Annotated in this window: 25 protein-coding genes and 1 tRNA gene; 7 read left to right on the top strand and 19 right to left on the bottom strand. The window is 65.6% G+C overall.

The window, feature by feature from the left end:
• Window positions 1-151: 151 nt before the first annotated feature.
• The gene (locus tag ACI6S0_RS11935; RefSeq protein ID WP_010336314.1) at window positions 152-853 is read right to left on the bottom strand and encodes an endonuclease/exonuclease/phosphatase family protein; all 702 of its coding nucleotides are present in this window, start codon (window positions 851-853) and stop codon (window positions 152-154) included.
• Between the two features lie 89 nt (window positions 854-942).
• Between ACI6S0_RS11935 and radA the strand changes: the two genes are divergently transcribed.
• Both radA and ACI6S0_RS11925 read left to right on the top strand, forming a co-directional pair.
• Window positions 943-2,310 (top strand): DNA repair protein RadA, encoded by a 1,368-nt coding sequence (radA, locus tag ACI6S0_RS11930; RefSeq protein ID WP_004207917.1) that lies wholly within the window; start codon window positions 943-945, stop codon window positions 2,308-2,310.
• Between the two features lie 10 nt (window positions 2,311-2,320).
• Window positions 2,321-2,845, top strand: coding sequence for a CvpA family protein (locus tag ACI6S0_RS11925; protein ID WP_434403181.1), 525 nt, complete (start codon window positions 2,321-2,323; stop codon window positions 2,843-2,845).
• A gap of 174 nt (window positions 2,846-3,019) precedes the next feature.
• Here the strand turns inward: ACI6S0_RS11925 and ACI6S0_RS11920 are convergent, their stop codons facing one another.
• The 5 genes from ACI6S0_RS11920 to ACI6S0_RS11900 form a co-directional block, all read right to left on the bottom strand.
• Window positions 3,020-3,406, bottom strand: coding sequence for a hypothetical protein (locus tag ACI6S0_RS11920; RefSeq protein ID WP_434403180.1), 387 nt, complete (start codon window positions 3,404-3,406; stop codon window positions 3,020-3,022).
• Between the two features lie 885 nt (window positions 3,407-4,291).
• A complete protein-coding gene (locus tag ACI6S0_RS11915; RefSeq protein ID WP_434403179.1) occupies window positions 4,292-5,188 on the bottom strand; it encodes an NAD-dependent epimerase/dehydratase family protein in 897 nt (298 codons plus the stop codon).
• Between the two features lie 24 nt (window positions 5,189-5,212).
• A complete protein-coding gene (proB, locus tag ACI6S0_RS11910; RefSeq protein ID WP_434403177.1) occupies window positions 5,213-6,346 on the bottom strand; it encodes a glutamate 5-kinase in 1,134 nt (377 codons plus the stop codon).
• A gap of 95 nt (window positions 6,347-6,441) precedes the next feature.
• Window positions 6,442-7,536, bottom strand: a complete 1,095-nt coding sequence (obgE, locus tag ACI6S0_RS11905; RefSeq protein WP_004207911.1) for a GTPase ObgE — start codon at window positions 7,534-7,536, stop codon at window positions 6,442-6,444.
• Window positions 7,537-7,566: 30 nt separating this feature from the next.
• Window positions 7,567-8,247, bottom strand: a complete 681-nt coding sequence (locus ACI6S0_RS11900; RefSeq protein WP_038292432.1) for a TetR/AcrR family transcriptional regulator — start codon at window positions 8,245-8,247, stop codon at window positions 7,567-7,569.
• Between the two features lie 54 nt (window positions 8,248-8,301).
• On the opposite strand from ACI6S0_RS11900, the gene ACI6S0_RS11895 reads away from it, so the two are divergent.
• Window positions 8,302-8,829 (top strand): GNAT family N-acetyltransferase, encoded by a 528-nt coding sequence (locus tag ACI6S0_RS11895; protein ID WP_099231801.1) that lies wholly within the window; start codon window positions 8,302-8,304, stop codon window positions 8,827-8,829.
• A 36-nt stretch (window positions 8,830-8,865) separates the two neighbouring features.
• Here ACI6S0_RS11895 and ACI6S0_RS11890 read toward each other — a convergent pair whose 3' ends face one another.
• From ACI6S0_RS11890 to rplU, 3 genes are all read right to left on the bottom strand, one after another.
• Window positions 8,866-9,441 (bottom strand): GNAT family N-acetyltransferase, encoded by a 576-nt coding sequence (locus ACI6S0_RS11890; protein ID WP_004207905.1) that lies wholly within the window; start codon window positions 9,439-9,441, stop codon window positions 8,866-8,868.
• Window positions 9,442-9,725: 284 nt separating this feature from the next.
• Window positions 9,726-9,995 (bottom strand): 50S ribosomal protein L27, encoded by a 270-nt coding sequence (rpmA, locus tag ACI6S0_RS11885; protein ID WP_004207902.1) that lies wholly within the window; start codon window positions 9,993-9,995, stop codon window positions 9,726-9,728.
• A 27-nt stretch (window positions 9,996-10,022) separates the two neighbouring features.
• Window positions 10,023-10,319, bottom strand: a complete 297-nt coding sequence (gene rplU, locus ACI6S0_RS11880) for a 50S ribosomal protein L21 (protein ID WP_004207901.1) — start codon at window positions 10,317-10,319, stop codon at window positions 10,023-10,025.
• 190 nt (window positions 10,320-10,509) lie between these two features.
• Here rplU and ACI6S0_RS11875 point away from each other — a divergent pair, with 190 nt between their 5' ends.
• The 3 genes from ACI6S0_RS11875 (at window position 10,510) to ybaL (ending at window position 12,774) form a co-directional block, all read left to right on the top strand.
• Window positions 10,510-10,893: a hypothetical protein gene (locus tag ACI6S0_RS11875; protein WP_434403176.1), complete on the top strand. Its 384-nt coding sequence runs from the start codon at window positions 10,510-10,512 to the stop codon at window positions 10,891-10,893.
• Window positions 10,894-10,946: 53 nt separating this feature from the next.
• The gene (locus tag ACI6S0_RS11870) at window positions 10,947-11,075 is read left to right on the top strand and encodes a hypothetical protein (RefSeq protein ID WP_434403175.1); all 129 of its coding nucleotides are present in this window, start codon (window positions 10,947-10,949) and stop codon (window positions 11,073-11,075) included.
• Window positions 11,076-11,139: 64 nt separating this feature from the next.
• Entirely contained in the window at window positions 11,140-12,774 is a 1,635-nt protein-coding gene (ybaL, locus tag ACI6S0_RS11865; RefSeq protein ID WP_434403174.1) for a YbaL family putative K(+) efflux transporter, read from the top strand.
• A 76-nt stretch (window positions 12,775-12,850) separates the two neighbouring features.
• On the opposite strand, the gene ACI6S0_RS11860 is transcribed toward ybaL, so the two are convergent.
• The 7 genes from ACI6S0_RS11860 to ACI6S0_RS11830 all read right to left on the bottom strand — a co-directional run bounded on the left by ACI6S0_RS11860 (window position 12,851) and on the right by ACI6S0_RS11830 (window position 18,302).
• Window positions 12,851-14,587 carry a DEAD/DEAH box helicase gene (locus ACI6S0_RS11860; RefSeq protein WP_004207897.1) on the bottom strand — a complete coding sequence of 579 codons (1,737 nt, stop codon included), beginning with the start codon at window positions 14,585-14,587 and terminating at the stop codon, window positions 12,851-12,853.
• Between the two features lie 316 nt (window positions 14,588-14,903).
• Window positions 14,904-15,602 (bottom strand): 50S ribosomal protein L1, encoded by a 699-nt coding sequence (gene rplA / locus ACI6S0_RS11855; protein WP_004207896.1) that lies wholly within the window; start codon window positions 15,600-15,602, stop codon window positions 14,904-14,906.
• A gap of 4 nt (window positions 15,603-15,606) precedes the next feature.
• On the bottom strand, window positions 15,607-16,038 hold the full coding sequence (gene rplK / locus ACI6S0_RS11850; protein ID WP_004207895.1) for a 50S ribosomal protein L11: 432 nt from the start codon (window positions 16,036-16,038) through the stop codon (window positions 15,607-15,609).
• Between the two features lie 269 nt (window positions 16,039-16,307).
• Window positions 16,308-16,844, bottom strand: a complete 537-nt coding sequence (gene nusG / locus ACI6S0_RS11845; RefSeq protein WP_004207894.1) for a transcription termination/antitermination protein NusG — start codon at window positions 16,842-16,844, stop codon at window positions 16,308-16,310.
• Between the two features lie 36 nt (window positions 16,845-16,880).
• Window positions 16,881-17,084, bottom strand: coding sequence for a preprotein translocase subunit SecE (gene secE, locus ACI6S0_RS11840; RefSeq protein WP_004207893.1), 204 nt, complete (start codon window positions 17,082-17,084; stop codon window positions 16,881-16,883).
• 173 nt (window positions 17,085-17,257) lie between these two features.
• Window positions 17,258-17,333 (bottom strand) — tRNA-Trp (locus ACI6S0_RS11835).
• A gap of 63 nt (window positions 17,334-17,396) precedes the next feature.
• Entirely contained in the window at window positions 17,397-18,302 is a 906-nt protein-coding gene (locus tag ACI6S0_RS11830; protein ID WP_434403173.1) for a YihY/virulence factor BrkB family protein, read from the bottom strand.
• A 159-nt stretch (window positions 18,303-18,461) separates the two neighbouring features.
• On the opposite strand from ACI6S0_RS11830, the gene ACI6S0_RS11825 reads away from it, so the two are divergent.
• Complete coding sequence (locus ACI6S0_RS11825; RefSeq protein ID WP_434403172.1) at window positions 18,462-19,610, top strand: diguanylate cyclase domain-containing protein; 1,149 nt, start codon at window positions 18,462-18,464, stop codon at window positions 19,608-19,610.
• Window positions 19,611-19,687: 77 nt separating this feature from the next.
• On the opposite strand, the gene ACI6S0_RS11820 is transcribed toward ACI6S0_RS11825, so the two are convergent.
• The 3 genes from ACI6S0_RS11820 to ACI6S0_RS11810 are packed head-to-tail and all read right to left on the bottom strand — an operon-like array spanning window position 19,688 to window position 23,568.
• Complete coding sequence (locus ACI6S0_RS11820) at window positions 19,688-20,911, bottom strand: dihydroorotase (RefSeq protein WP_434403171.1); 1,224 nt, start codon at window positions 20,909-20,911, stop codon at window positions 19,688-19,690.
• The gene (locus tag ACI6S0_RS11815; protein ID WP_017499831.1) at window positions 20,908-21,903 is read right to left on the bottom strand and encodes an aspartate carbamoyltransferase catalytic subunit; all 996 of its coding nucleotides are present in this window, start codon (window positions 21,901-21,903) and stop codon (window positions 20,908-20,910) included. Before ACI6S0_RS11815 ends, ACI6S0_RS11820 begins: the two co-directional genes overlap by 4 nt.
• A 54-nt stretch (window positions 21,904-21,957) precedes the next feature.
• A complete protein-coding gene (locus ACI6S0_RS11810) occupies window positions 21,958-23,568 on the bottom strand; it encodes a phytoene desaturase family protein (protein ID WP_434403170.1) in 1,611 nt (536 codons plus the stop codon).
• Between the last annotated feature and the right edge of the window lie 9 nt (window positions 23,569-23,577).

Here is a 23,577-nt window from a genome sequence, read left to right as displayed (position 1 = left end):
CATCTCACACCTATGCGTGATCAACAGGCCATCTGCAAATTCCGCCCCCCCCCCATTGAAGTGACTGGTTTGAGGCGCCGGAAAAGCGACCACGAATGGCAAAGAATGGCCGTCTTCAGACCCTCTGCCGTCCCCCCAACACGCGCCGCATTCACCCCAGCTTGAACTCCGCCCAGATCGGCAGATGGTCCGACGCCTTGCGCGCGGCGGCGCTTTCGTGGACGCCGCTGTCGACCAGGCGGATGCGGCCGCAATGCATGATCCGGTCGAGCCGGGCGACCGGGCGGCGGGCGTGGAAGCTGCGGCCGCAGGGTGCGAAGCTGTAATGGCGGGCAAAGTCGGCGAGGCAACCGCGTTCGGCGCTCCATTCGTTGAGGTCGCCCATCAGCACCGTCGGCAGGGCATGGCCCTGGGCCGCGGCATGGATCACCGCCGCCGCCTGCTTGCGCCGCCACAGGCCCGACAGGTCGAGATGCATGCCGAATACGCGCAGGGTCGCGCCCTTGATCGCGACCTCCGCCATGGTCGCGCCGCGCGGTTCCAGGCAAGGGAGGTGCAGCACGTCATAGGCGGCGACCTCCGCTTCCTTGCGGACGATGATGGCATTGCCGTGCCAGCCCATGCTGTCGGTCTGGACATTGAGCGGCACCGGCTTGTAGCCGCTCTGGCGCTCGAGCAGCAGCGGCGGGATCGCGGCATAGCGTATGCCGAAACGCCGGTCGGCCTCCTGCAGCGCGATGATGTCGGCATCCACCTCGTTCAGCACGTCAATCACCCGCTCGGGTGAACGGCGGCGGTCGGTGCCGATGGCCTTGCGGATATTATAGCTGGCGACGCGGATCGTGGCGGACATGCTGCTTCAATGCGCCAGCGGCGCGGGGGTTTCCAGCCTCGATGCAAGATCGCGTTTGTGTTCCTTTTATGTTCTGTTATGCGTGGACCATGGCCAAGGCAAAGCGCAAATTCGTCTGTCAGCAATGCGGCACCGTCTCCGGCCGGTGGCAGGGGCAATGCGATGACTGCGGCGAATGGAACAGCATCGTCGAGGAAGCGGCCGAGACCGTCTTTTCCGCCAAGCATGACCTGCAGGGCGGCGGCCGAGCGATCACCCTCATCGGCCTCGACAGCAAGGTGGAACTGCCCGCGCGCACCAGCACCGGCATCGCCGAGTTCGACCGGGCGCTGGGCGGCGGCATCGTGCCGGGATCGGCGACGCTGATCGGCGGCGATCCGGGCATCGGCAAGTCGACCCTGTTGCTGCAGGCGGCGGCGCGGGTCGCATCGCGCGGGCTGACCGTCGCCTATATCAGCGGCGAGGAGGCGTCGGACCAGGTGCGGCTGCGCGCCCAGCGGCTGGGCCTGGGGAATGCGCCGGTGCAACTGGCGAGCGCGACATCGGTGCGCGACATATTGACGACGCTGAGCGAGGGCGTGCCGCCGGCCTTGCTGATCATCGATTCGATCCAGACCATGCACAGCGACCTGATCGAGGGCGCGCCCGGCACCGTCAGCCAGGTGCGCGCGTCGAGCCAGGAACTGATCAAATTCGCCAAGCAGCGCGGCACCGCCCTGATCCTGGTCGGCCATGTCACCAAGGATGGCAGCATCGCCGGTCCGCGCGTGCTGGAACATATGGTCGACACGGTGCTGGCGTTCGAGGGCGAGCGCAGCCACCAGTACCGCATCCTGCGCGCGATCAAGAATCGCTTTGGCGGCACCGACGAGATCGGCGTCTTCTCGATGGTCGCCGAAGGGCTGGAGGAGGTCGCCAACCCGTCCGCTTTGTTCCTCACCAATCGCGACGAGACGGTGACGGGTGCCACTGTCTTCCCCGCGCTGGAAGGGACGCGGCCGGTGCTGGTCGAGATCCAGGCGCTGGTGGTGCGGCTGTCAAGCGGGGCGACGCCCCGGCGCGCGGTGGTCGGCTGGGACAGCGGCCGGCTGGCGATGATCCTCGCCGTGCTGGAGGCGCGCTGCGGCCTCAGCTTCTCGACCTGCGAAGTCTATCTCAATGTCGCGGGCGGCTATCGCCTGTCCGATCCGGCCGCCGACTTGGCCGTCGCCGCCGCTTTGATGTCGGCCTTGTCGGAACGGCCGGTGCCCGCCGATGTCGTGCTGTTCGGCGAGATTGCGCTGTCGAGCGAAATTCGCCCCGTTTCGCACACGCCGCTGCGGCTGCGGGAATCGGCGAAACTGGGCTTCAACCGGGCCTTCGTGCCGGCGTCGGGCGCGGACGGGGTGAAGGGGATTTCGGTCAGCGGTTTTCGCACCCTTGCGCAGCTGGTTGACCAGATGCTCGGGCGCGGATAGCCAGCGCGGCATGAACGCCGTCGATATCCTCGTCCTCCTCCTCATCGGCGGTTGCGCCATATTCGGCCTGCTGCGCGGGTTCGTGACCGAAACCCTGTCGCTGATTGCCTGGGTCGCGGGCATCTTCGCAATCAGCCTGTTCCACGCTTCCGTCACCGAATTGCTGACCAGCTTTGTCGGCAGCGAGAGCGGGGCGGCGGTGCTGGCCTTCTTCCTGATCTTCGCCGTCACCTTTGGTGCTGGCAAGCTGCTCGCCCGCGCGATCGGCCAGCGCACCCGCCAGTCGGTGCTCGGCCCGATCGACCGGGTGCTGGGCGGCGGCTTCGGCGCGATCAAGGGGCTGATTGGCGCGACTCTGGTCTTCCTCGCCTTCTCCCTGGTCTATGACACATTCTACGGCAGCGCCGCGCGCCGCCCCGACTGGCTGTCCGACGCCCGTACCTATCCGCTGCTCAACGCCAGCGGCAAGGCGATCAGCGAATTTGTCGACGAACAGCGCGCGCAGAAGCCGGCGGAGTCCGATCCGGCGGCGTGACCGGGGTGGGTGGGAAGCGGACTGACCGAATTTTCACCCGCGGTCCAAGGCTTGTGATTGCGCCTGGTCGCATAATGGAGCGCATTTCGGGTACGACCACGATGCGTAGCACTGAAGAGCCCAGGAGTCGGCTAATTTATAATAATACAGGATCAAAAAAGCTGCGTATCATTGTCAGGAAGGTTCATCGCGTTGGAAGCAAGCCCACACAGATCCACACAAAGTTCCGCGGCATCTAAATCCTTTTGGGTGATTTTCCCACAATTCACATTCGCCGATAACCATCCCCCATCCATGAGAAATTAAATTATAATTTGCATTAATTTTTAACTGATCTTGAATCCATCTCTCGACAGCAATTTTCCACTCAGAATTAATTTTATGCTCATGACAGAATTTATCCGCCTCAATCCATCTGGCGGAAACTTTTCCTATTTTTATCGTGTTGGAAGTCGCGAAGCTGTCGATATCAAAAGCGGATACTGATCCGTCCAACTTGATGGAACGTGTTTCAGTGGGCTGCCCCCATTCATCATTTCCTTCTGTGCCAGTTTTACTCATGCCCCCTCCCCCCAGAGAGACGTTATCACCGCGTTAAAAAATATGTCACGCTGTCGAAATGAAATCTAGGGCAGTGTTTTACGCCCGTGCGATGGCTCATCTATAGCGCTGCTAGCATTGATTTCTCGTGGAAGGATGGGTCTGAATCTTAACGGGCCATTATAAAGCGAGAGAGCCTTTCTGCGTTATGGTCGATGTATTTGGAGCCCTAAGCTACAGCTGGCGAAGCGCTTCGCTTGGGCTCGGGCGTATCCACCGATCTAGCTGATGCCACTTGGACGGTCCAAAGCAGCAATATGGCCACAGGAGGCATCCTTGGACAACCTAGCGCGCAGGCCGCTACATGTCTGCTACTGGTAGCTTTGAGACCACCCTCCCCAGGAAGGGGAGGTGGCTGGCCGAAGGCCAGACGGAAGGGGGGCTTCCCCTCTCGATAGGGCGACACCCCTCCACCACTTCGTGGTCCCCCTCCCCTTGCAGGGGAGGATTTTACAGCCGCTTCTGGTCGTCAGTCGTCAAGGCCTGACATCGTCATTGTTTCGCTCCGCTCGCAACGACGGGAGATGGTCGAAACTCGCTCCGTCACGCCCGCATGCCGCTGTCCTACAGCTCTGCCCCTGTTCTAAGCTGGGGCATGCCGCTGCCGCTCATCCTGTCTCCGCTATCCATGCAACTGGCGCGAGACGGGGGCGTCGCTGTCGCTGCGCAGGTGCGCGGGTGGGGCCTTGTCGGCGCGCGCCGGGCGCGTCTGCCGAACCTGCCATGGCGCGTTACCGGTGCGTGGGCGGTGCATCATGGGGGCGAAGCAGGCGCAAAAGTCCCGGAAAGGCCGTTTACACTGTGAACTTCGGTCGTGACCCGCGCGGACTCGTGTCCTTGGGCAGGCTACAGCCAGCCCTTGGCGCGATAGGCTTCGACCGTTGCCCTGAGCCCTTCCTCGGTCGGGATCTGCGGCGTCCACAGCCGCTTGGGCGGCTGCTTGCGCTTGGCGACGACCCAGTCGGGGTGGCAGAAATAATCGACCCGGTCGGGGGTCAGCTTGGCGTTGCGGCCGCGCACCAGCCGGTCGAGCCGGGCGGCGGTCGCCAGCAGCCATTGCGGCGTCGCGAAGGTGCGGACATTGCGACCCACCGCCCGGCCGATCGCCTGGCCGAATTCCTGATGGTCCCAGCCGCCGGGCGTCGCATCGTCCGCCTCATAGGTGCGGGTCTGGCTCTGCTCCTTCTCGCAGGCGAGCGTCAGCAGCAGGCGGGACAGATCGGCGACATGGATCACCGACAGCCGGCCGCCGGGCGGCAGCAGCATGATGCCGCGCTTGGCCATGCGGAACAGTTCCAGCATTTCCTGGTCATTGGGGCCATAGATGGCGGGCGGGCGCACGATCGTCCAGTCGAGGCCGCTGGCCTTCACATGGCGTTCGGCCAGTTCCTTCGACCATCCATAGTCCGACATGCCCGGTTCGCGCGCGGCGAGCGAGGAGACATGGACCAGCCGGCGCACGCCGCGTTTGCGCATGGCGTCGACCACCGCCATCGTGCCGCGCGCATTGCCCGCCTCGAACCCGTCGCGGTCGGGCGCGTTCACCACGCCCGCGATATGGATCACGGCGTCGGCGTCGCGCACCAGCGTGTCGAGCGCGGCGGCATCGTCGAGCGAGCCGGGCACCCATTTGAGATGGGCGCGTGGCGGCTGCGCCCGGCGGGTGAGGGCGTTGACCTGGAGACCGGCGGCCAGCGCCTGATCGAGCGTTTCGGCGCCGACGAAACCCGTCGCGCCGGTCATGGCAATTCTAAGGGACATAATAGGTCAGACCATCGCCATATGGTCGCGATGGACCAGCACGGTGCGGGACATTTCGCCAAGCAGGGCGGGGATATCCTCGCTGCGGCGGCCGGCGATCTTCGCGGCGGCCTCGCTGTCATATTCGATGAGGCCACGGGCGATCACCCGGCCATCCTGATTGAGAATGTCGACCACGTCGCCGCGCGCGAACACACCCTCGACCCGCGCGACGCCGGCCGGCAACAGGCTGTTGCCCTTGCCCAGAGCGGCTTCGGCGCCGGCATCGACGATGATCCGGCCAAGCACGGTGAGGCGGCCCGAGAGCCAGCCCTTGCGCGCGCCCTGGCTTTCGGCGGCCAGGAAGATGGAGCCACGGCCGCCATTGGCCCAATGGCTGAGCGGGGCGTCGACCTTGCCCGAAATGATGGCGAGATGGGCGCCGGCGCCGGTGGCGATCTGTGCCGCCTGGATCTTCGACACCATGCCGCCCGATCCCATGCCCGAAGCCGAACCGGTGTCGGCCATGGCGGCAATGCGCGCGTCGATGCGCTCTATCCTCTCGATCAGCATGGCATTCGCATCGGCGTGCGGGTTGGCGGTGTAAAGCCCGTCCACGTCCGACAGCAGCACAACCGCGTCGGCCCGTGCCGCCTGTCCGATGCGCGCCGCGAGGCGATCATTGTCGCCAAAGCGGATCTCCGCCGTGGCGACGCTGTCATTCTCGTTCACCACCGGCACGACGCCGAGCGCTATCAGCCGCTCCAGCGTGGCCGACGCGTTGAGATAGCGGCGGCGATGCTCCAGATCGTCGAGCGTCACCAGCATCTGCGCGGCGGTGATGCCCTTTTCATGCAGCAGGCTGGCCCAGCATTGCGACAGGGCGATCTGGCCGGTGGCGGCCGCCGCCTGCGCATCCTCCAGGCTGCCGCGCCCGCCCTTGGGCAGTTTCAGCCGGCGCGCGCCCAGCGCGATCGCGCCCGACGACACGATGATGACCTGTTGCCCGGCCGCCTTGCGCGCGGCGACATCGGCCACCAGCGTGCGCAGCCAGTCGACGCGCACTTCCCCGGCCGGATCGACCAGCAGCGCCGACCCGATCTTGATGACCAGGCGGCGGACCAGGGCAGGGGGAAAGCCGGACAGGGCGTTCGTGGCCACTTTTACAACAACATCCGTTCGGTTCGAGCTTGTCGAGAACCTCGCGCGCAGTTCTCGACAAGCTCGAACCGAACGGAGATAAGTCTATTGATGCCTTAGATCGGCGACCAGGTGGCTTCGCCGTCGCTGTCGTCGGCGTCGTCCTCTTCACGATCCTCGTCGAGCATTTCCAGCACGGCGTCGAGCAACGGGGTGACGCCTTCGCCGGTCGCGCCGGAAATGATGAAGACATCTTCCACGCCGGCCTGCTCGCGCAGCTGCTCGGCAATGTCTTCCATCAGTTCCTGGCCCAGCAGGTCGCCCTTGTTGAGCACCACGATCTGCGGCTTTTCGTCCAGCCCGCCGCCATAGGCGGCGAGTTCGTCGGTGACGATGCGGAAGGCTTCGACCGGATCGTCGCCGGTCGCGTCGATCAGGTGCAGCAGCACGCGGCAGCGTTCGATATGGCCCAGGAACCGGTCGCCGATGCCCGCGCCCTCGGCCGCGCCCGCGATCAGGCCGGGAATGTCGGCCAGCACGAATTCGCGATCACGGTGCAGCACCACGCCAAGCTGCGGCTTGGTGGTGGTGAAGGCATAGGCGCCGACCTTCGCCTTGGTGTTCGTCACCTGGTTGATCAGGGTCGACTTGCCGGCGTTGGGCATGCCGACCAGGCCGACATCGGCCAGCAGCTTGAGGCGCAGCCAGACCCACATTTCCTGACCTGGCCAGCCGGTGCCATGCTGGCGCGGCGCCCGGTTGGTGCTGGTCTTGTAGGACAGGTTGCCGCGGCCACCGTCACCACCGCGCAGGAAGCTCACACGCTGGCCCACCTCGGTGAAGTCGGCCAGGATTTCCTGTTCCTCATATTCGGGATAGCCGTCTTCGTCCTCGGTCCCCTCGATCGGCTGGGGATCGGACAAGATCTGGGTGCCGACCGGCACCTTGACGATCAGGTCGTTGCCGCCGGCGCCATAGCGGTTCTTGCCCATGCCGGGCATGCCGCGCTGCGCCTTGAAATGCTGGGTGTAGCGGAAGTCGATCAGCGTGTTGAGGCCGGCCACGGCCTCGAAGATGATGTCGCCGCCCTTGCCGCCATTGCCACCGTCCGGGCCGCCATATTCGACATATTTTTCACGCCGAAAGCTGACCGCGCCGGGACCGCCCCAGCCGGACTTGATATAGATTTTTGCTTGATCGAGAAAATGCATGGCGCGCCCATAGCGTCTTCTTGGGCAAAATTAAACCTTAGCTTGCGACACTTTTGCCGTCGCCGTCAACCGGGCTTCTTCGGTCAGGGCGGAGACCAGGCTGCGGGCCGCCAGTTCGCGTGCTTTCTCGCGATTGAGGCCCAGCGCAGCGGCCATCGGACCGCCCATCTGCGAATCGCCCAGCGCCAGCAGGACCAGCATCAGCGTATTGTCGCGGATCACCTCGGCCAGTTGCGGGCGCAGCGCGGTCGCGGCCAGCTTGTCGACCAGTCGATGGATTGCATCCACAACCGGGTCGAGCGCATCCTCATTACCCGACGCCAGCATCCAGCTGGCCAGCGCGCCGGCGCCACCTGCGTCGAACGCGTCGAAGGTCATGTCGACGATCCGCCGGGGTTCGACCTCGCCGCGCCGGGCAGCGTTCACCGCGTCGCCGATCGTGGCGGTGATGGCGTCGGCCAGATAGCCGGCGAGCGCCTTCTGCAGGCCGGCGGCCGATCCGAAATGGTGGAGCAGATTGGCGTGGGTGCGGCCGATGCGATTGCCCACCGCCTTCAGCGTGACGGCCTGCGGCCCTGCTTCCAGCAGCAGGTCGCGGGCGGCTTCCAGCGCGATCAGGCGACTTTCGTCGGGGCTGAGGCGCGAGCGCTTGAGGGGGATCGGTTCGGGCAACGTGCCCTGCCCATGACACAGGGGCGGGGGGAAGGCCATAGCCATGTGCGGGGTTGCTTGACCGGCCCCTGCGCGGCCGCCCATAGATTGGCGATGACCGATGCACCGATCCTCACCACCGACCGCCTGATCCTGCGCCCGCATCGGGTGGAGGATTATCCCGCCTGCCAGGCGCTATGGGCCGATCCGGACGTGGTGCGCTTCATCGGCGGCGCGGCGCTCGATGCGCAGGCGGTCTGGTTCCGCATCCTGCGCTATGCCGGCATGTGGGCGCTGCTCGGCTATGGCATGTGGGCGATCGAGGATCGCGCCAATGGCGAATTGCTGGGCGAGGCCGGGCTGCTGAGCGCGGCGCGGGGGCTGGCCGAACTGGACGGCGTGCCGGAGGCGGGCTGGGTGCTTGGCCCGGCGGCCTGGGGGCGTGGCATCGCGACCGAGGCGATGGCGGCGATCTTTGCCTGGACCGATGCGCATCTGGCGGCGCCGTCGATTCGCTGCATCATCGCGCCCGACAATGGCGGGTCGATCAAGGTGGCGGAGAAACTGGGCTTTGCCGCCCTGGCCGAAGTCGATTTCCATGGCGCGCCGACCCGTGTCTTCGATCGGCCCTGTCAGAGGTGAGACGCGGGCGCCCTGATCGGCGCCCGCGCACATCAGTCAAGCGGCAAGCGCCGGCAGCGCGTCGCCATATAGGTCCAGGGCAAAGTCCACGCTCATGCGGGCGGCCTCGCCCTCGTCGAAGACCAGGCAGTCGGCCTCGGCCCCGCGGGCGGGGCTGTAGCGCCGCTCGACCGTGCCGTTGGCGCGGAAGCCGATCTTGCGCAGGACATGGCCCGACGCGCGATTGTCGGCGAAATGGACGGCACGGACCGCCGGCAGATTATGCGCGCGGGCGATGCTCATGACGGCGCGGGCCGCTTCCGTGGCGAAGCCCAGGCCCCAATAGGGGCGGGCGATCCAGTAGCCCAGTTCCGGCGTGCCATCCTCGGCCTCATGGATGCCGCAGCCGCCCACCAGGCGCGGCGCGCCTTGGGTGCGGGTGAAGGCCAGCAGGCGCGGCATGCGCGAATCCTGCGGCAGTGCCAGGAAGGCTTCGGCATCGGCCAGGCCATAGGGGGCGGGAGCGCGGCTCAGATTGCGCAGGACCGCGTCATTGCCGATGGCCTGGGCCAGGGCGGGGGCATCTTCCATCCAGCCTGGCCGCAGCAGCAGGCGGGGGGTACGGGCGAACATTCACGTCTCTCCTCTTCGTGCGCGCCAATAGCTGCCAATCATGACGGCTTGACGACGGTCTTCTCTGGCTGAGCCCCGCCCGCACGACGCGCGAGAAGGCCAGTAGTTCCAGAGGTTTGAGGGAAATCGGGAGGAGTGCCCGGTGATGTTCGTCAGAACGGAAAAAGGGCGCTCCCTGTGAAGGGGCGCCCTTTTTTCCCTCGATCCCGATCGACGCACTTATGTGCGCAACCGATCAGGCGGGACGTCCCTTTTGCGAAGGACGACCCGTCATCGATCGTCCGTTATTCGGCTGCCGCGGCTACCGCGTCGACCGATACATATTTGCGGCCGAGCTTGCCGTCGTGGAACACGACGCGACCTTCGCCCAGGGCGAAGAGGGTGTGATCCTTGCCCATGCCGACGTTACGGCCGGGATATACGCGGGTGCCGCGCTGGCGAATGATGATGTTGCCGCCGATCACTTCCTGACCGCCGAACTTCTTCACGCCAAGGCGCTTCGACTCAGAATCGCGACCGTTACGCGACGAACCGCCAGCTTTCTTATGTGCCATGACCTAAACTCCTTATCTAAGCTGCGCTCAGGCGATCGACACGATCTTGAGGATCGTGTGATTCTGGCGGTGGCCGTTCTTGCGGCGATAGTTGTGACGACGACGCTTCTTGAAGACGATGACCTTTTCGCCCTTCGCCTGCGCAATGATTTCGGCTGCGACGGTCAGCTTGGCTGCGTCCTTCAGGTCGCCGCCTTCGCCGGCCAGCAGGACGTCGTCCAGCGTAACCTTGTCGCCGGCTTCGCCAGCGAGCTTTTCAACGACGATCTTATCTCCGGCGGCGACGCGATACTGCTTGCCGCCCGTGCGCACGATAGCGAACATGGCTTGGTCTCTTCTCGTTCAAATCTGCTTTACGCAGATCGTCGAGGACAAAAAGCCTGTTCGACCCGCGCGGGAATGTGGCCCGGTAGTGGAATGACTCGATTCTGTCAACCGCCATGGGCCCAGCTTGTGGGCTGGTTTTTGGCTCTTAGTCTTCCTACATCGGTGATGGAAGGGAATATAAGCGCCGATGTGCAGATTACATCCCCAGGATGCGACCGGCAAGGGCAGGCTGCCCTTCATCGCATCGCTGTGGGCTGCGATCCTGGTCGCGCTTCTGTGTGCGATCGCGCCGGACGGTCCGCCTTCCAGCAAGCTCAACGGCTCGGCCTTCAGTTCCGCCACGACCGGCGTGGTGCTCAAGGCGCGCTCGCTGCCCGCGCCGCATCTGGCACGTGCGCCCCGCCCCGATGGGGATGGGATGGCGTTGCCCTGGCTGCTGGCGGCGGCGCTCGCCCTCATGCTCTCCTGGCGCCGTCTGGCGCCCGACGCGCCCCTGCCGCTTCTGGCAGGCCGTTACAGCCATCTTCGCGCGCGGAGTCGCCGCGCCCGCGCCCCGCCCGCCTTCCTCTGATATTTTCCCCGCCCGCCATGGCGGGCGTCCGTCAGACAGAAGGAATTGAGATCATGCCCCGCAGAAGAAAGATGCGCGGTGGCCGGCGCAATCCGCCCGGCTGGTTCATGCCCGTCGTCATGGCAGGGCTCGGCGCCGCCGGCGCCCTGCTCTCGATCGCGATGCTCGGCATCGTCGAATAATAGACAATGTTCCGCGCCGGCGGCAGGATGAAGGCCTGCTGCCGGCGGACAGGGAAGGAATTTCATGCCCCACCACACGCCCCTTATCGGGACGATCGTTGCCGGCCTCGTCGTGGCCTTCATCATGGGCGCCATTGCCCATCGCCTGAAATTGTCGCCGCTGGTCGGCTATCTGGTCGCCGGCATCATGGTCGGCCCCTTCACCCCCGGCTTCGTCGCCGACAGCGGCCTGGCCAATGAACTGGCCGAAATCGGCGTCATATTGCTGATGTTCGGCGTCGGCCTGCATTTCTCGCTCAAGGATCTTCTGTCGGTCAAGGCGATCGCCGTGCCCGGCGCGATCGTGCAGATTGCGGTCGCGACCCTGCTCGGCATGGGCCTTGGCTATCTGATGGGCTGGCCGCTGATGGGCGGGCTGGTCTTTGGCCTGGCCCTGTCCGTCGCCAGCACGGTCGTGCTGCTGCGTGCGTTGCAGGGGGCGGACCTGGTCGAAACCCGGCGCGGACGCATCGCGGTCGGCTGGCTGATCGTCGAGGATCTGGTGATGGTCCTTGCTCTCGTCCTGCTGCCGGCGCTGGCGGGGGTGATGAACAATGCCGATGCGGGCGGCGGGGCGAGCGCGCTGATCGCGCCGCTGGTCGGCACCTTGCTCAAGGTCGTCGGCTTCGTCGTGCTGATGCTGGTTGTCGGCCGCCGCCTCATCCCCTGGGCGCTGCACTGGGTCGTGCATAGCGGGTCGCGCGAACTGTTCCGCCTCGCCGTGCTGGCGATTGCGCTGGGTGTCGCTTTCGGTGCCGCCATCGTGTTCGACGTGTCCTTTGCGCTGGGCGCCTTCTTTGCCGGCATGATCCTGGGCGAAACCCCGCTCAGCCGTCGCGCGACCGAGGAGACGCTGCCGCTGCGCGACGCCTTTGCGGTGCTGTTCTTCGTGTCGGTCGGCATGTTGTTCAACCCCGCGGTGGTGGTGGAACAGCCGCTGCCGCTGCTGGCCACGGTCCTCATCATCGTCGTCGGCAAGTCGATCGCCGCCTGGGGCATTGTCCGTGCCTTTGGCCATCCCAATGTCACGGCGCTGACGATCGCCGCCAGCCTGGCGCAGATCGGCGAATTTTCCTTCATCCTGGCGTCGCTGGGAGCGGGGCTGGGCGTGTTGCCGGCCGAGGCGCGCGATCTGATCCTTGCCGGTGCGATCGTGTCGATCTTCATCAACCCGATCCTCTTCTCGCTGATCGTGCGCGATCACAAGAAGGAGGAGGATGAGGCGCAGGCCGAACCTGCAACCGATCAGCCGCGCCTCGGCCATGTCATCCTGGTTGGCTATGGCCGGGTCGGCAAGCTGATCGCCAAGCGCCTGGCCGAGCGTCATGTCCAGTTCGTGGTGATCGAGGGCGATCCCGAACGGGTCGAGGAAGCGGAGGAGGCCGGCCTGTCGGTGGTGCGCGGCAATGCGCTGGAGGACCGGCACCTGCTGGCGGCAGGCATATGCGAGGCGCGTTACCTGCTGATCGCCGTGCCCGAAGGGTTCGAGGGCGGCGCGATCAACGAGCATGCCCGCCATCTCAACCCCAATTTGCAGGTGATCGCCCGCGCCCATAGCGATGCCGAGGTCGCGCATCTTGAAGCGCTGGGCGTGCGCCATGTCGTGATGGGCGAGCGCGAACTGGCCGGGCGCATGCTTCAGCTTTGCGGCGTCGGCTGACGGACAAGGAAAAAGGGCGGTGAACGATGGTCGATCGTTCACCGCCCTTTTTGTTCAGGAGGCTATGCCGAAGCGCTTAGCCGCGCGGCTTGCGCGGGCCGCCGGGGCGCTTGGGTCCGCCCTTGAAGGGGCGGGGCGCGTAGCCGGCCGGACGCGGGCCACGGTCGTTCGAGCGATTGCCCTGGCGGCGATTGTCGCGGGCCTGCTCGCGCGGGGCGCCGTCGATCATCTCGAACGCCACGTCGGCGCCCTCGTCATTGGCCTCGCCCGAGCGCTTGACGGCCGACATGAAGCGGCTGGCGATCGCGCGCGGGATTTCGAACATGGTTTCGTTGGTGGTGATGCGGATCGCGCCGATGTCGCCGCGCGACACATGGCCGCGGCGGCAGATCAGCGGCAGGATCCAGCGCGGATCGGCATTCTGGCGACGACCGATGTCCATGCGGAACCACTGGGTATCCTCGAAGCCCGGACGCGGCCCTTCCTGGCGCGGCGGCGCTTCGCTGCGGTCCAGCAGTTCCTCGGGCGCGGGCAGCGAGGCGCGGGCGCTCTTCACCAGCATCGCGGCGATTTCCTTGGCCGACTTTTCCGCCAGCAACTCGGCGCCCAGCGCCCAGTCGGCCTCGTCCAGTTCGGCCTTTTCCATCAGGGTCGAGCGCAGGCGGGCATTGTCCTGTTCCAGGATCGCTTCCTTGCTGGGCGGGGTGCCCCATTCGACCGGAATCTTGGCGCCACGCAGCATCGATTCGACACGGCGGCGACGCGGATAGGGGACGATCAGGACGGCGGTGCCCTTCTTGCCGGCGCGACCGGTGCGGCCCGAACGATGCTGCATCGTCTCGGCGTCGCGCGGCAGTTCGACATGGACCACCAGCGTCAGGCTGGGCAGGTCGATGCCGCGTGCGGCGACGTCGGTGGCGACGCAGACGCGCGCGCGCTTGTCGCGCAGCGCCTGGAGCGCGTGGTTGCGCTCATTCTGGCTATGCTCGCCCGACAGCGCCACGGCGGCGAAGCCACGCTCGGTCAGGCTGCTATGCAGATGGCGGACATTGTCGCGGGTGGCGCAGAACAGGATCGCGGTTTCGGCTTCATGATAGCGCAGCAGGTTGACCACCGCATTCTCGATGTCCGACGGGGCGACGGTGACGGCCTGATAGCTGATGTCGCCATGGCCGCGTTCTTCGCCCACGGTCGAGATGCGCAGCGCGTCCGACTGATAGCGCTTGGCCATCGCGACGATCGGCTTGGGCATGGTGGCCGAGAAGAGCAGGGTGCGGCGATCTTCCGGCGCGCTGTCCAATATGCCTTCCAGGTCCTCGCGGAAGCCCATGTCGAGCATTTCGTCCGCTTCGTCGAGGACGACGGTGCGCATTCCCGACAGGTCCAGCGCGCCGCGTTCCAGATGGTCGCGCAGGCGGCCGGGGGTGCCGACGACGATATGGGCGCCATGGCTGAGCGCGCGGCGTTCCTTGGCGGCGTCCATGCCACCGACGCAGGTGGCGATGCGGGCGCGGGCGGCGCCATAGAGCCATTCCAGCTCGCGGCTGACCTGCAGCGCCAGTTCGCGCGTCGGCGCGATCACCAGCGCCAGCGGCAGGCCGGCGACGGGCAGCTTGTCGCCACCGGTCAGCAGTTCGGCGGCCATGGCCAGGCCGAAGGCGACGGTCTTGCCCGAGCCGGTCTGTGCCGACACCAGCAGGTCGCGGCCCTGCGCTTCGTCCTGCGTCACTTCGGACTGGACCGGGGTCAGGCTCTCATAGCCCTTGGTGGTCAGCGCCTGGGCGAGCATGGAGGGGAGATGTTCAAAAGACATTTTTTCGTTTTCCATCGGTAAAGCGACCCGCCATTCCCGACGGATACGTGAAGACCTGCCATGCTCCCGCCGTGGAGAGCCCAGGGGTAGGTCGCGTCCCTGGTTCCAAAATCCTCCCCTTGTCGGGGGAGGGGGACCGTCGACATCGCCGACGGTGGAGGGGTGTCCCCCTATGGCGCAGGCGGCGAATGCCCCTTTGCCCGGCCTTGTGGCCCTCGGGCCGCTTCTTGAGTGAGCGGCTGGTCCTATAAAATAAGAAGGCCGCCTTCCCCCGCAAGGAGGGAAGGCGGCCCCTTTAATTCTTATCCCAACGGGATCAGATCGAGGCGACTTCGGCCACGTCGACCTTCACGCCCGGACCCATCGACGACGACAGGGCGATCTTGCGGACATACTTGCCCTTCGAGCCCGAGGGCTTCGCCTTGACGATCGCGTCGACGAACGCGTCGAAATTCTTGCGCAGGTCTTCAGCCGAGAAGCTCGACTTGCCGAGGCCAGCGTGGATGATGCCGGCCTTTTCGACGCGGAATTCGATCTGACCACCCTTGGCGGCCTTCACGGCTTCGGCGACGTTCGGCGTGACGGTGCCCAGCTTCGGGTTCGGCATCAGGCCCTTGGGGCCCAGAACCTTACCCAGGCGACCCACCAGACCCATCATGTCGGGGGTGGCGATGACGCGCTGGAAGTCGATGTTGCCGGCCTGGATCGATTCGAGCAGGTCTTCGGCGCCCACGATGTCGGCACCGGCGTCGAGCGCCTGCTGAGCCTTGTCGTTGCGGGCGAACACGGCGACGCGAACGTCCTTGCCGGTGCCGGCGGGCAGGGTGACGACGCCACGGACCATCTGGTCGGCGTGACGCGGGTCAACGCCCAGGTTGATCGCGATTTCGACGCTTTCGTCGAACTTGGCGGTGGCGTGGGTCTTGATCAGGCCCAGCGCTTCGTCAACGCCGTGCAGCTTTTCGCGGTCGATCGCGGTCGCCAGGGCCTTCGCCTTCTTGGTCAGCTTTGCCATGGTCTTAGCCCTCCACCACTTCGAGGCCCATCGCGCGAGCGGAACCTTCGATGATCTTCGTTGCAGCGTCGATGTCGTTCGCGTTCAGGTCAGCCATCTTCGCCTGGGCGATTTCGGCGAGCTGGGCGCGGGTGATCTTGCCAGCGACGACCTTGCCCGGCTCCTTCGAACCCGACTTCAGGTTGACGGCCTTCTTGATCAGATAGGTGGCCGGCGGCTGCTTCGTTACGAAGGTGAACGAACGGTCCGCATAGACGGTGATGATGGTCGGCAGCGGGGTGCCCTTGTCCATCTTTTCCGTCGAGGCGTTGAACGCCTTGCAGAATTCCATGATGTTCACGCCGCGCTGACCCAGGGCAGGGCCGATCGGCGGCGAGGGGTTGGCGGCTCCGGCGGGCACCTGGAGCTTGATATAGCCCGTAATCTTCTTGGCCATTTTCACTCACTCTATAGCTGGTAAATCTGCGGACAGATTCACCGGTTCAAGTTTAGCGGTCTAACGGCTCCCGCAAGGGAACCTCCCGCACATGTCCAGCCGCCCCGTGGGGAGGCATGGAAGCGCGGCCCTATAGCGACCTTCTTGTCCAAAGGGAAGGGGGAGTCTGTCATTCGGCCGATTCGGCCGAAAGCGCAGGGCTTCCCCAACAAAAAGGGCCGCCGGCTGAAAAGCGGGCGACCCTTTTTGAACAGCCTTGCGGCGGCTGGTTACTTCGACAGTTCGACCTGTTCGAAGTCCAGTTCCACCGGGGTGGCGCGACCGAAGATCGACACCGACACCTTGACCCGGTTCTTTTCGAAATCCAGTTCCTCGACCACACCGTTGAAGCTGGCGAAGGGGCCGTCCAGCACCTTGACGCTGTCGCCGATTTCGTAATCGACATTGACCTTGTGCTTCGGGGCGGCGGCGGCTTCCTTCTGGGCGCCGAAATAGCGGGCGGCTTCGCTCTCGCTGATCGCCTGGGGCTTGCCCGACGAACCCAGGAAGCCGGTGACCTTGGGCGTGTTCTTGACGAGGTGATAGACGTCGTCGTTCATCGCCAGCTTGGCAAGGACATAGCCCGGCATGAACTTGCGTTCGACCTGGACCTTCTTGCCGCGCTTCACTTCGGTCACGGTCTCGGTCGGAACCTCGACCTGCTCGACCAGTTGCGACAGGCCCATGCGCTCGGCCTCGGTCAGGATCGATTCCTTGACCTTGTTCTCGAAGCCCGAATAGGCGTGGATGATGTACCAGCGCGCCATGTTACCGTCTTAAACTCCCTTTTGAACGCCGAGCGTTCAACGACCCGATGCGAGGCTCAGCAGCCACTGGACGATCGCACCGAAGAAGGTGTCGATACCGAAGAAGAAGATGCCCAGCAATGAGGTCATGATGACGACCATGATCGCGGTCATGATCGTTTCACGGCCGGTCGGCCAAACGATCTTCTTCGCTTCGGTCTGCACCTGATTGACGAATTCGCTCGGAGAAGTCTTCGCCATCGCGCTGTCAGCTCACCTTCAAAATCAATACCAAAGCGCGAAACGGCGGTCCGCCCTCCCGTTTCCCGCGATAAGTCGGTGTCGGGGGAGGCAGTCGCGCTTCGCGACCGATGCTTCGCTAAGCGCACTTAGCCGCGAACCCGTGATTGTTCAAGGTTCGCGGCTAGTTCGCTTGGCAGGAGTGGAGGGACTCGAACCCACGGCATTCGGTTTTGGAGACCGACGCTCTACCAACTGAGCTACACTCCTGCACTGGCCCGAGCCAGCGAAGGAGGGCGCTTTAGCGTGGCCTATCGGGGAGGGCAAGCGACTTTATGCAACTTCTTCAACAAGAATATGCGCGCTGGTCTGGCGCTCGGCTTCCGCGTTGATCTGGGCCCCCAGCAGCACGATATAGGCGGAGACGAACAGCCAGAGCTGCAGGATCACCACGGCCGCGAGCGAGCCATAGGTCTTGTTGTAATCGCCGAAGGTCGAGACGTAGAAGGAGACGCCCAGCGTCGCCACCAGCCAGAACAGCGTCGCGGCGATCGATCCCACGGTCAGCCATTGCCATTGCACCCGGCGGCGATGCGGGCCGAAGCGGTAGATCAGGCCGAAGATGCTGCTGGCGAGCAGGCCGGCGCAGATCCAGGTCGTCGCCTTGATCGCGAACAGCGCGCCCGGTCCCCAGTTGGTCAGCAACTTCTGGAGCAGGCCGATGATCGTCGCGGTCACGACGCCGGCGACCACCACCAGCACGGCGGAAAAGGTGATTCCCATCGACACGCGATAGAAGGCGAAGATATTGCGCCCCTCCTTCTGCGCATAGACGATGTTGAGTGCCTCCATGATCGCGGACGCGGCGCGGGTGGCACCATAGACCGCCAGGCCCAGCGCCAGGAACAGGCCGAACCCGATCGCCGGCTTGCGCGCGCTGACCATGCCCAGCAACTGGTCGTTGATCAGTTGGGCGGCATCGGCGGGCACGACGGTGATGATCGCCTGCATGTGGCGGGCGACGATCTGCGGATCGCCGACCAGGCCATAGGTCAGGACGACCGCGGCCAGCAGCGGGGCGATCGACAGGAAGGCATAATAAGCCACGCCAGCGGACAGCAGGCCCAGATGATTGGCCGACATGGCGGCATAGACGCGCTTCAATATCTCCCACCAGGCACGCGGCGGTATTTTCCATGGCGCATCGACATGCACCTGCTGGGCGATCGTTTCGGTCATGATTGTCCCCTGCTGAACAGGGGTAGCGCCTGAACGGCGATAGGGTTCCCTGATTCGCCTCCCTCATGGTTTTCCCCGGTTAGGGTTTCCCGTTGTTGGAGGATTAACCTCCTTTCGCTACCAACGGCCGCTCGCAGCGAGGCGGCAGGGAGCGGACAAGTGGCGGAAAAGCGCTGGCAACAGCGGCTGAAGGGCTGGGACGGCCCGTTCACGGCACCGGTGCCGGACAGCGCGCGCGAGGCTGTGCTGGATACCCAATATCGCCGTTTCCATCAGGCGCTGCCGCTTTTGTGCCTGCTGATCATGGCCAATGCCGTCGCGATGGCGCTCGCGGTGATGGGCGATCTGCCCTTGTGGCAACAGGTGACGCCGCCTGCGCTGATCTTCCTGGCCTGTGCGATATCCCTGCTGCGCTGGCGCGGCGTGCCGATCGCGACCGACGCCAGGGTGCAGGCGCGCAGCCTGAAGCGGGTCGCGCATGTCGCGACCGGGGCTGGACTGGTGGCGGGGCTGTGGGCGGTCAACGCCTTCACCGAAACCGAAATCTATTATTGCATGGTGGCGCCGGTGTTCATCGGCATCGGTGCGCTGGTTGCGGCGACGACCTTGCTCAGCGTGCCGCGCGCCGCGATCGGGGCGATGGGCGCGGCGGTGTTGCCGATCCTGGTGAAGATGGCGCTCTATGACAATCTGGGCGTGCGGGCGATGGCGGTCATGATGGCGATCGTCACGGTGATGCAGGCCAATCTGGTGCTGGGCAAGTTTCGCGAGACGGTAGCGATGCTGGTGTCGCAGCGCGAACTGGCGCGGCTGGCCGGCACCGATGCGCTGACCGGGCTCGACAACCGGCTGAGCTTCATGCGCGCGATCGAAGAACGGGTGGAGCGGGGCGCGGCCTTCAGCGTGCTGCTCGCCGACCTCGATGGCTTCAAGCAGTGCAACGACTTGCACGGCCATCAGGCAGGGGATGTCCTGCTGACATCCTTGGGTGGTCGGTTGCGGGCCTTGATGCCGGACGCGGTGAGCATTGCGCGGCTGGGCGGCGACGAATTTGCGTTGCTCCATGACGCGGAAACCGATGTCGACGCCCTGCATCGACGCATGCCGGGCATCCGGCAGGCGATCGCTGCGCCGGTGGGCTGGCAGGGGCGCAGCCTGTCGGTCGGCAGCAGCTTTGGCATCGCCAGCTTCCCGCAGGACGGGGCGGAAGCCGCCGCCGTCCTGCATGTCGCCGACACGCGGCTCTATGCGGACAAGCGGCAGCGCAAGGGACGGCGGCTCGGCGAACCGCAACGCCAGTCCGCTTAGGCCTTGATTCAAGGAATAGAGCCTGATTCACGCCATCGGTGAAAGCGCCGAGCGCTTCCACCTCCGACGATCAGGCTCTAGAAAAACTGCCCGCCTTTCATGATGCGGCGCGCGCGGCCCTGCACCGGCACCTTGTCGAACGGCGTGTTGCCGGCCGAGGCCGCCATCTTCGCCGAATCGACGATCCATGGCGCGTCGGGATCGACCAGGATCAGGTCGGCGGCGCTGCCGGGCGCAAAGCTCCCGGCATTGACGCCCAATATCTTCGCCGGATTGGCGCTGAGCAGGGTCATCAGCCGGTTGAGGCTGACATGACCCTCGCGCACCAGGTTGAGCGAAAGCGCCAGCAGCGTCTCGGCGCCGGCCATGCCGGGCGACGCGTCAGCGAAGGGCAGGCGCTTGTCCTCGGGCCCGCGCGGATCATGGCCCGATGTGATGACGTCGACGGTGCCGTCGGCGACGGCGGCGATGCTGGCATGACGGTCGGCATCGGATCGCAGCGGTGGCGACAGGCGCGCGAAGGTGCGGAAGTCGGTCATCGCCTGATCGTTCAGGAACAGATAGGCCGGGCTGATGCCGCAACTGACCTTCAGCCCCTCCGCCTTGGCGGCGCGGATCAGGTCGAAACCGGCCTTGGTCGTGACCAGGCGGAAATGGATGGCAGCGCCGGTCTCGCGGGCCAGCATGATGTCGCGCGCGATCGCCATCGCCTCGGCGCAGGCCGGGGCATGGGCCAGGCCCAGGCGCGTCGCAGTCTCGCCGCTGGTCGCCACCGCCTTGGTGGACAGGCCGCCATCCTCGGCATGGGCGATGACGGTGAGGCCCAGGCCCGAGGCGTAGGAGAGGATGCGCAGCATCACGCCCGAATCGGCGATCCACTGGCGACCGGTGCCGACCGCCTTGGCCCCGGCGATCTGCATCAGGCCCATTTCGGCCATTTCCGTGCCCTTGAGGCCGCGGGTCGCGGCGGCGATCGGGTGGACCCAGAAGTCGGGCTTGCCCGCGCGGGTCGCTTCGCGGATCAGGCCGACCTCGTCCAGCGGCGCGCGCTGGTCGGGCATCAGGGCGGCGCGGGTGATGCCGCCGAAGTGGAAGGCGGGCTTGTCGGTGGCGAAGACGCCCAAATCTATGAGGCCCGGCGCGACCACCAGCCCGCCGGCATCGACCTGCTGCGCATCGGCAGGAATGTCGACCGCGCCGGTGGCCAGGATGCGATCACCTTCGATCAGGACGGTGCCGGGGGCAAGGGCGTCGCCCGCCAGATCGGCCAGCTTGCCGTTGACGATTGCGATCCTGCTCATGCCCAGCCTTCCACACCACGCGCCTGGCGCGTCAAAACATCCAGGCACGCCATGCGTACCGCCACGCCCATCGCCACCTGTTCGGTGATCGCCGACCGATCCGGATCGTCCGCCACCGTGCTGGTGATCTCGACGCCGCGGTTCATGGGGCCGGGGTGCATGACCAGGGCATCGGGCTTGGCGATCGCCAGCCGTTCGGGCGTCAGCCCGTAAAGTGCGTGATATTCGCGGGCCGACGGGATGAAGGCGCCGTCCATCCGCTCATTCTGCAGGCGCAGCATCATGACGACATCGGCGCCATCCAGCCCGTCTTCCATCCGGCTATAGGGGGTGGCACCCAGCATCTCGACCTCGGGCGGCAGCAGGGTGGGCGGGGCGACCGCGCGTACCTGTGCGCCGAGCGCGGCGAGGCAGAGCATGTTGGACCGGGCGACGCGGCTGTGCAGCACGTCGCCGCAGATGGCGACCACCAGCCCCTCGAACCCGCCCTTGCGGCGGCGGATGGTGAGCGCGTCGAGCAGCGCTTGCGTGGGATGCTGGTGCCAGCCATCGCCCGCGTTCAGCACCGGGCAGTCGACCTTGTCGGCGATCAGTGCGACCGCGCCGGAACTCGCATGGCGGATGACGATCACGTCGGCGGCCATGGCATTGAGCGTCATGGCGGTGTCGATCAGGGTCTCGCCCTTCTTCACGCTGGACGTAGCCGCGGCCATGTTGACGACGTCGGCGCCCAGCCGCTTGCCGGCGATCTCGAACGACAGCAGGGTGCGCGTGCTGTTCTCGAAAAAGGCGTTGATCTGGGTCATGCCCGCCAGCCGGTCGTCATGCTTGCGCGCCTGGCCCTTGTTGGTGCGGGCCCAATGTTCGGCCTCATCCAGCAGGAAACGGATTTCCCAAGGCTTGAGGTCGGCGATCGACAGCAGGTGCCGGTGCGGGAACAGCGCCCGGCCGGTCAGCTCGGGCGTTGCATCAGGAATGAAGATGTCGGGCATGAGCCGGGTCTTTAGGCCAGGCTTTCGGTTGGGGCAAGGCGGGGAAAGACCCGATCAGGCCCGGCCGCGCCATTTCCCCCACAGGGCGCGATCCTTCAGCACCTCGCGCGCGGCATTATGGCCTGGCGCGCCGGTGACGCCGCCGCCCGGATGGGTGCCCGCGCCGCACATATAGAGGCCCTTCACCGGACCGCGATACGCGCCATGCCCCAACACAGGCCGCGCCGCCCACATCTGGTCCAGCGTCAGATTGCCATGCATGATGTCGCCGCCGACCAGACCGAACTTGCGTTCCAGGTCGAGTGGCGAATGGATCTGGCGGGCGATCACGCTCTTTGCAAAGCCCGGCGCATGGGCCTCGACCGTGGCGATGATATGGTCGGCCGCTATCTCGCGCTCATCGTCCCAGCTTCGCCCGTCGGGCAGTTCGGGCGCGAATTGCTGGCAGAAGAGGCTGGCGACATGGCATCCCTCGGGCGCCAGGCTGTCGTCGATGGTCGAGGGGATCAGCATCTCGACGATGGGGGCCTTCGACCAGCCGTCGCGCTTCGCATCCAGATAGGCGCGGTCCATATAGTCGAGCGTCGGCGCGATGATGATGCCGGACTGGTGATGCTCGCCAATGCCGGGCAGGCAGGTAAAGTCGGGCAGGGCAGAGAGCGCGACATTCATGCGGAAGGTGCCCGATCCCGCCTTGAACGCCGTGATCCGTTTCAGGAAATCGGCGGGCAGGTCGGCCGGTTGCATCATTCGCTCATAGAGCAGCTTGGGGCCGACATTGGCGATGATGCTGGCACCCATCACTTCCTCGCCGCTGGCCAGCTTCACGCCGACGGCGCGGTCGCCATCGACCAGCACATGATCGACAGGCGCCTCCAGGCTGATCTCGACGCCCATCGCCTGCACGACCTTCGCCATGGCCTGGGTGATCGTGCCCATGCCGCCGACGCTGTGACCCCAGGCGCCCTTCTTGCCGTTCACCTCGCCGAACACATGGTGCAGCAGCACATAGGCGCTGCCCGGCGTGTCGGGCGAGGCGAAATTGCCAACCACCGCGTCGAAGCCGAAGGCGGCCTTGACCGCCTCGCTCTCGAACCAGCTGTCGAGGAAGGTTCGGGCCGATTTGGTGAACAGGTCCAGCACGTCACGCTGTTGCTCGATATCGAGCCCTGCGACGCGGCGGCCCTGTTTCAGCGCCTCGACCACCATGGTCAGGCCATCGCCGACATTGGGCGGGCTTTTGAGCACCAGATCGCGGAGCACATCGGCCACCACTTCCAGCGCGTCATAATAAGCGGGCAGGGTCGCGGCATCGCGCGCGCTGAACCGGGCGAACTCGGCCTGGGTCCGCTCCAGCCCGCCGCCCAGCTTCAGATAGCCGCCATCGGGCTGGGGCAGGAAATTGCTGATCGGCCGCTCGATCACGCGATAGCCATGGTCGGCCAGCTTCATGTCGCGGATGACCTTGGGATTGAGCAGGCTGACCGTATAGCTCGCGGTCGAGTTGCGGAAGCCGGGGTGAAATTCCTCGGTCACCGCCGCGCCGCCGACGACATCGCGGCGCTCCACCATGCGCACCGTGTAGCCGGCACGGGCCAGGTAGAAGGCGCAGACAAGGCCATTATGGCCCGCGCCGATGATGACGGCGTCATAGGCTTTGGTCACAACATATCC

The organism is Sphingobium sp. DN12 (assembly GCF_051058005.1).
GTDB lineage: Bacteria > Pseudomonadota > Alphaproteobacteria > Sphingomonadales > Sphingomonadaceae > Sphingobium > Sphingobium yanoikuyae.
Note: the sequence above shows the minus strand (reverse complement) of the source record. Positions and strands in the feature narration are given on the sequence as shown.

Excerpts from the sequence above, each read along its gene's own strand:
- ACI6S0_RS11935 (WP_010336314.1), bottom strand. The coding sequence starts at position 853 with ATGTCCGCCACGATCCGCGTCGCCAGCTATAATATCCGCAAGGCCATC.
- radA (WP_004207917.1), top strand. The coding sequence starts at position 943 with ATGGCCAAGGCAAAGCGCAAATTCGTCTGTCAGCAATGCGGCACCGTC.
- ACI6S0_RS11925 (WP_434403181.1), top strand. The coding sequence starts at position 2,321 with ATGAACGCCGTCGATATCCTCGTCCTCCTCCTCATCGGCGGTTGCGCC.
- ACI6S0_RS11920 (WP_434403180.1), bottom strand. The coding sequence starts at position 3,406 with ATGAGTAAAACTGGCACAGAAGGAAATGATGAATGGGGGCAGCCCACT.
- ACI6S0_RS11915 (WP_434403179.1), bottom strand. The coding sequence starts at position 5,188 with ATGACCGGCGCGACGGGTTTCGTCGGCGCCGAAACGCTCGATCAGGCG.
- obgE (WP_004207911.1), bottom strand. The coding sequence starts at position 7,536 with ATGCATTTTCTCGATCAAGCAAAAATCTATATCAAGTCCGGCTGGGGC.
- ACI6S0_RS11900 (WP_038292432.1), bottom strand. The coding sequence starts at position 8,247 with ATGGCCTTCCCCCCGCCCCTGTGTCATGGGCAGGGCACGTTGCCCGAA.
- ACI6S0_RS11895 (WP_099231801.1), top strand. The coding sequence starts at position 8,302 with ATGACCGATGCACCGATCCTCACCACCGACCGCCTGATCCTGCGCCCG.
- ACI6S0_RS11890 (WP_004207905.1), bottom strand. The coding sequence starts at position 9,441 with ATGTTCGCCCGTACCCCCCGCCTGCTGCTGCGGCCAGGCTGGATGGAA.
- rpmA (WP_004207902.1), bottom strand. The coding sequence starts at position 9,995 with ATGGCACATAAGAAAGCTGGCGGTTCGTCGCGTAACGGTCGCGATTCT.
- rplU (WP_004207901.1), bottom strand. The coding sequence starts at position 10,319 with ATGTTCGCTATCGTGCGCACGGGCGGCAAGCAGTATCGCGTCGCCGCC.
- ACI6S0_RS11875 (WP_434403176.1), top strand. The coding sequence starts at position 10,510 with ATGTGCAGATTACATCCCCAGGATGCGACCGGCAAGGGCAGGCTGCCC.
- ACI6S0_RS11870 (WP_434403175.1), top strand. The coding sequence starts at position 10,947 with ATGCCCCGCAGAAGAAAGATGCGCGGTGGCCGGCGCAATCCGCCCGGC.
- ybaL (WP_434403174.1), top strand. The coding sequence starts at position 11,140 with ATGCCCCACCACACGCCCCTTATCGGGACGATCGTTGCCGGCCTCGTC.
- ACI6S0_RS11860 (WP_004207897.1), bottom strand. The coding sequence starts at position 14,587 with ATGTCTTTTGAACATCTCCCCTCCATGCTCGCCCAGGCGCTGACCACC.
- rplA (WP_004207896.1), bottom strand. The coding sequence starts at position 15,602 with ATGGCAAAGCTGACCAAGAAGGCGAAGGCCCTGGCGACCGCGATCGAC.
- rplK (WP_004207895.1), bottom strand. The coding sequence starts at position 16,038 with ATGGCCAAGAAGATTACGGGCTATATCAAGCTCCAGGTGCCCGCCGGA.
- nusG (WP_004207894.1), bottom strand. The coding sequence starts at position 16,844 with ATGGCGCGCTGGTACATCATCCACGCCTATTCGGGCTTCGAGAACAAG.
- secE (WP_004207893.1), bottom strand. The coding sequence starts at position 17,084 with ATGGCGAAGACTTCTCCGAGCGAATTCGTCAATCAGGTGCAGACCGAA.
- ACI6S0_RS11830 (WP_434403173.1), bottom strand. The coding sequence starts at position 18,302 with ATGACCGAAACGATCGCCCAGCAGGTGCATGTCGATGCGCCATGGAAA.
- ACI6S0_RS11820 (WP_434403171.1), bottom strand. The coding sequence starts at position 20,911 with ATGAGCAGGATCGCAATCGTCAACGGCAAGCTGGCCGATCTGGCGGGC.
- ACI6S0_RS11815 (WP_017499831.1), bottom strand. The coding sequence starts at position 21,903 with ATGCCCGACATCTTCATTCCTGATGCAACGCCCGAGCTGACCGGCCGG.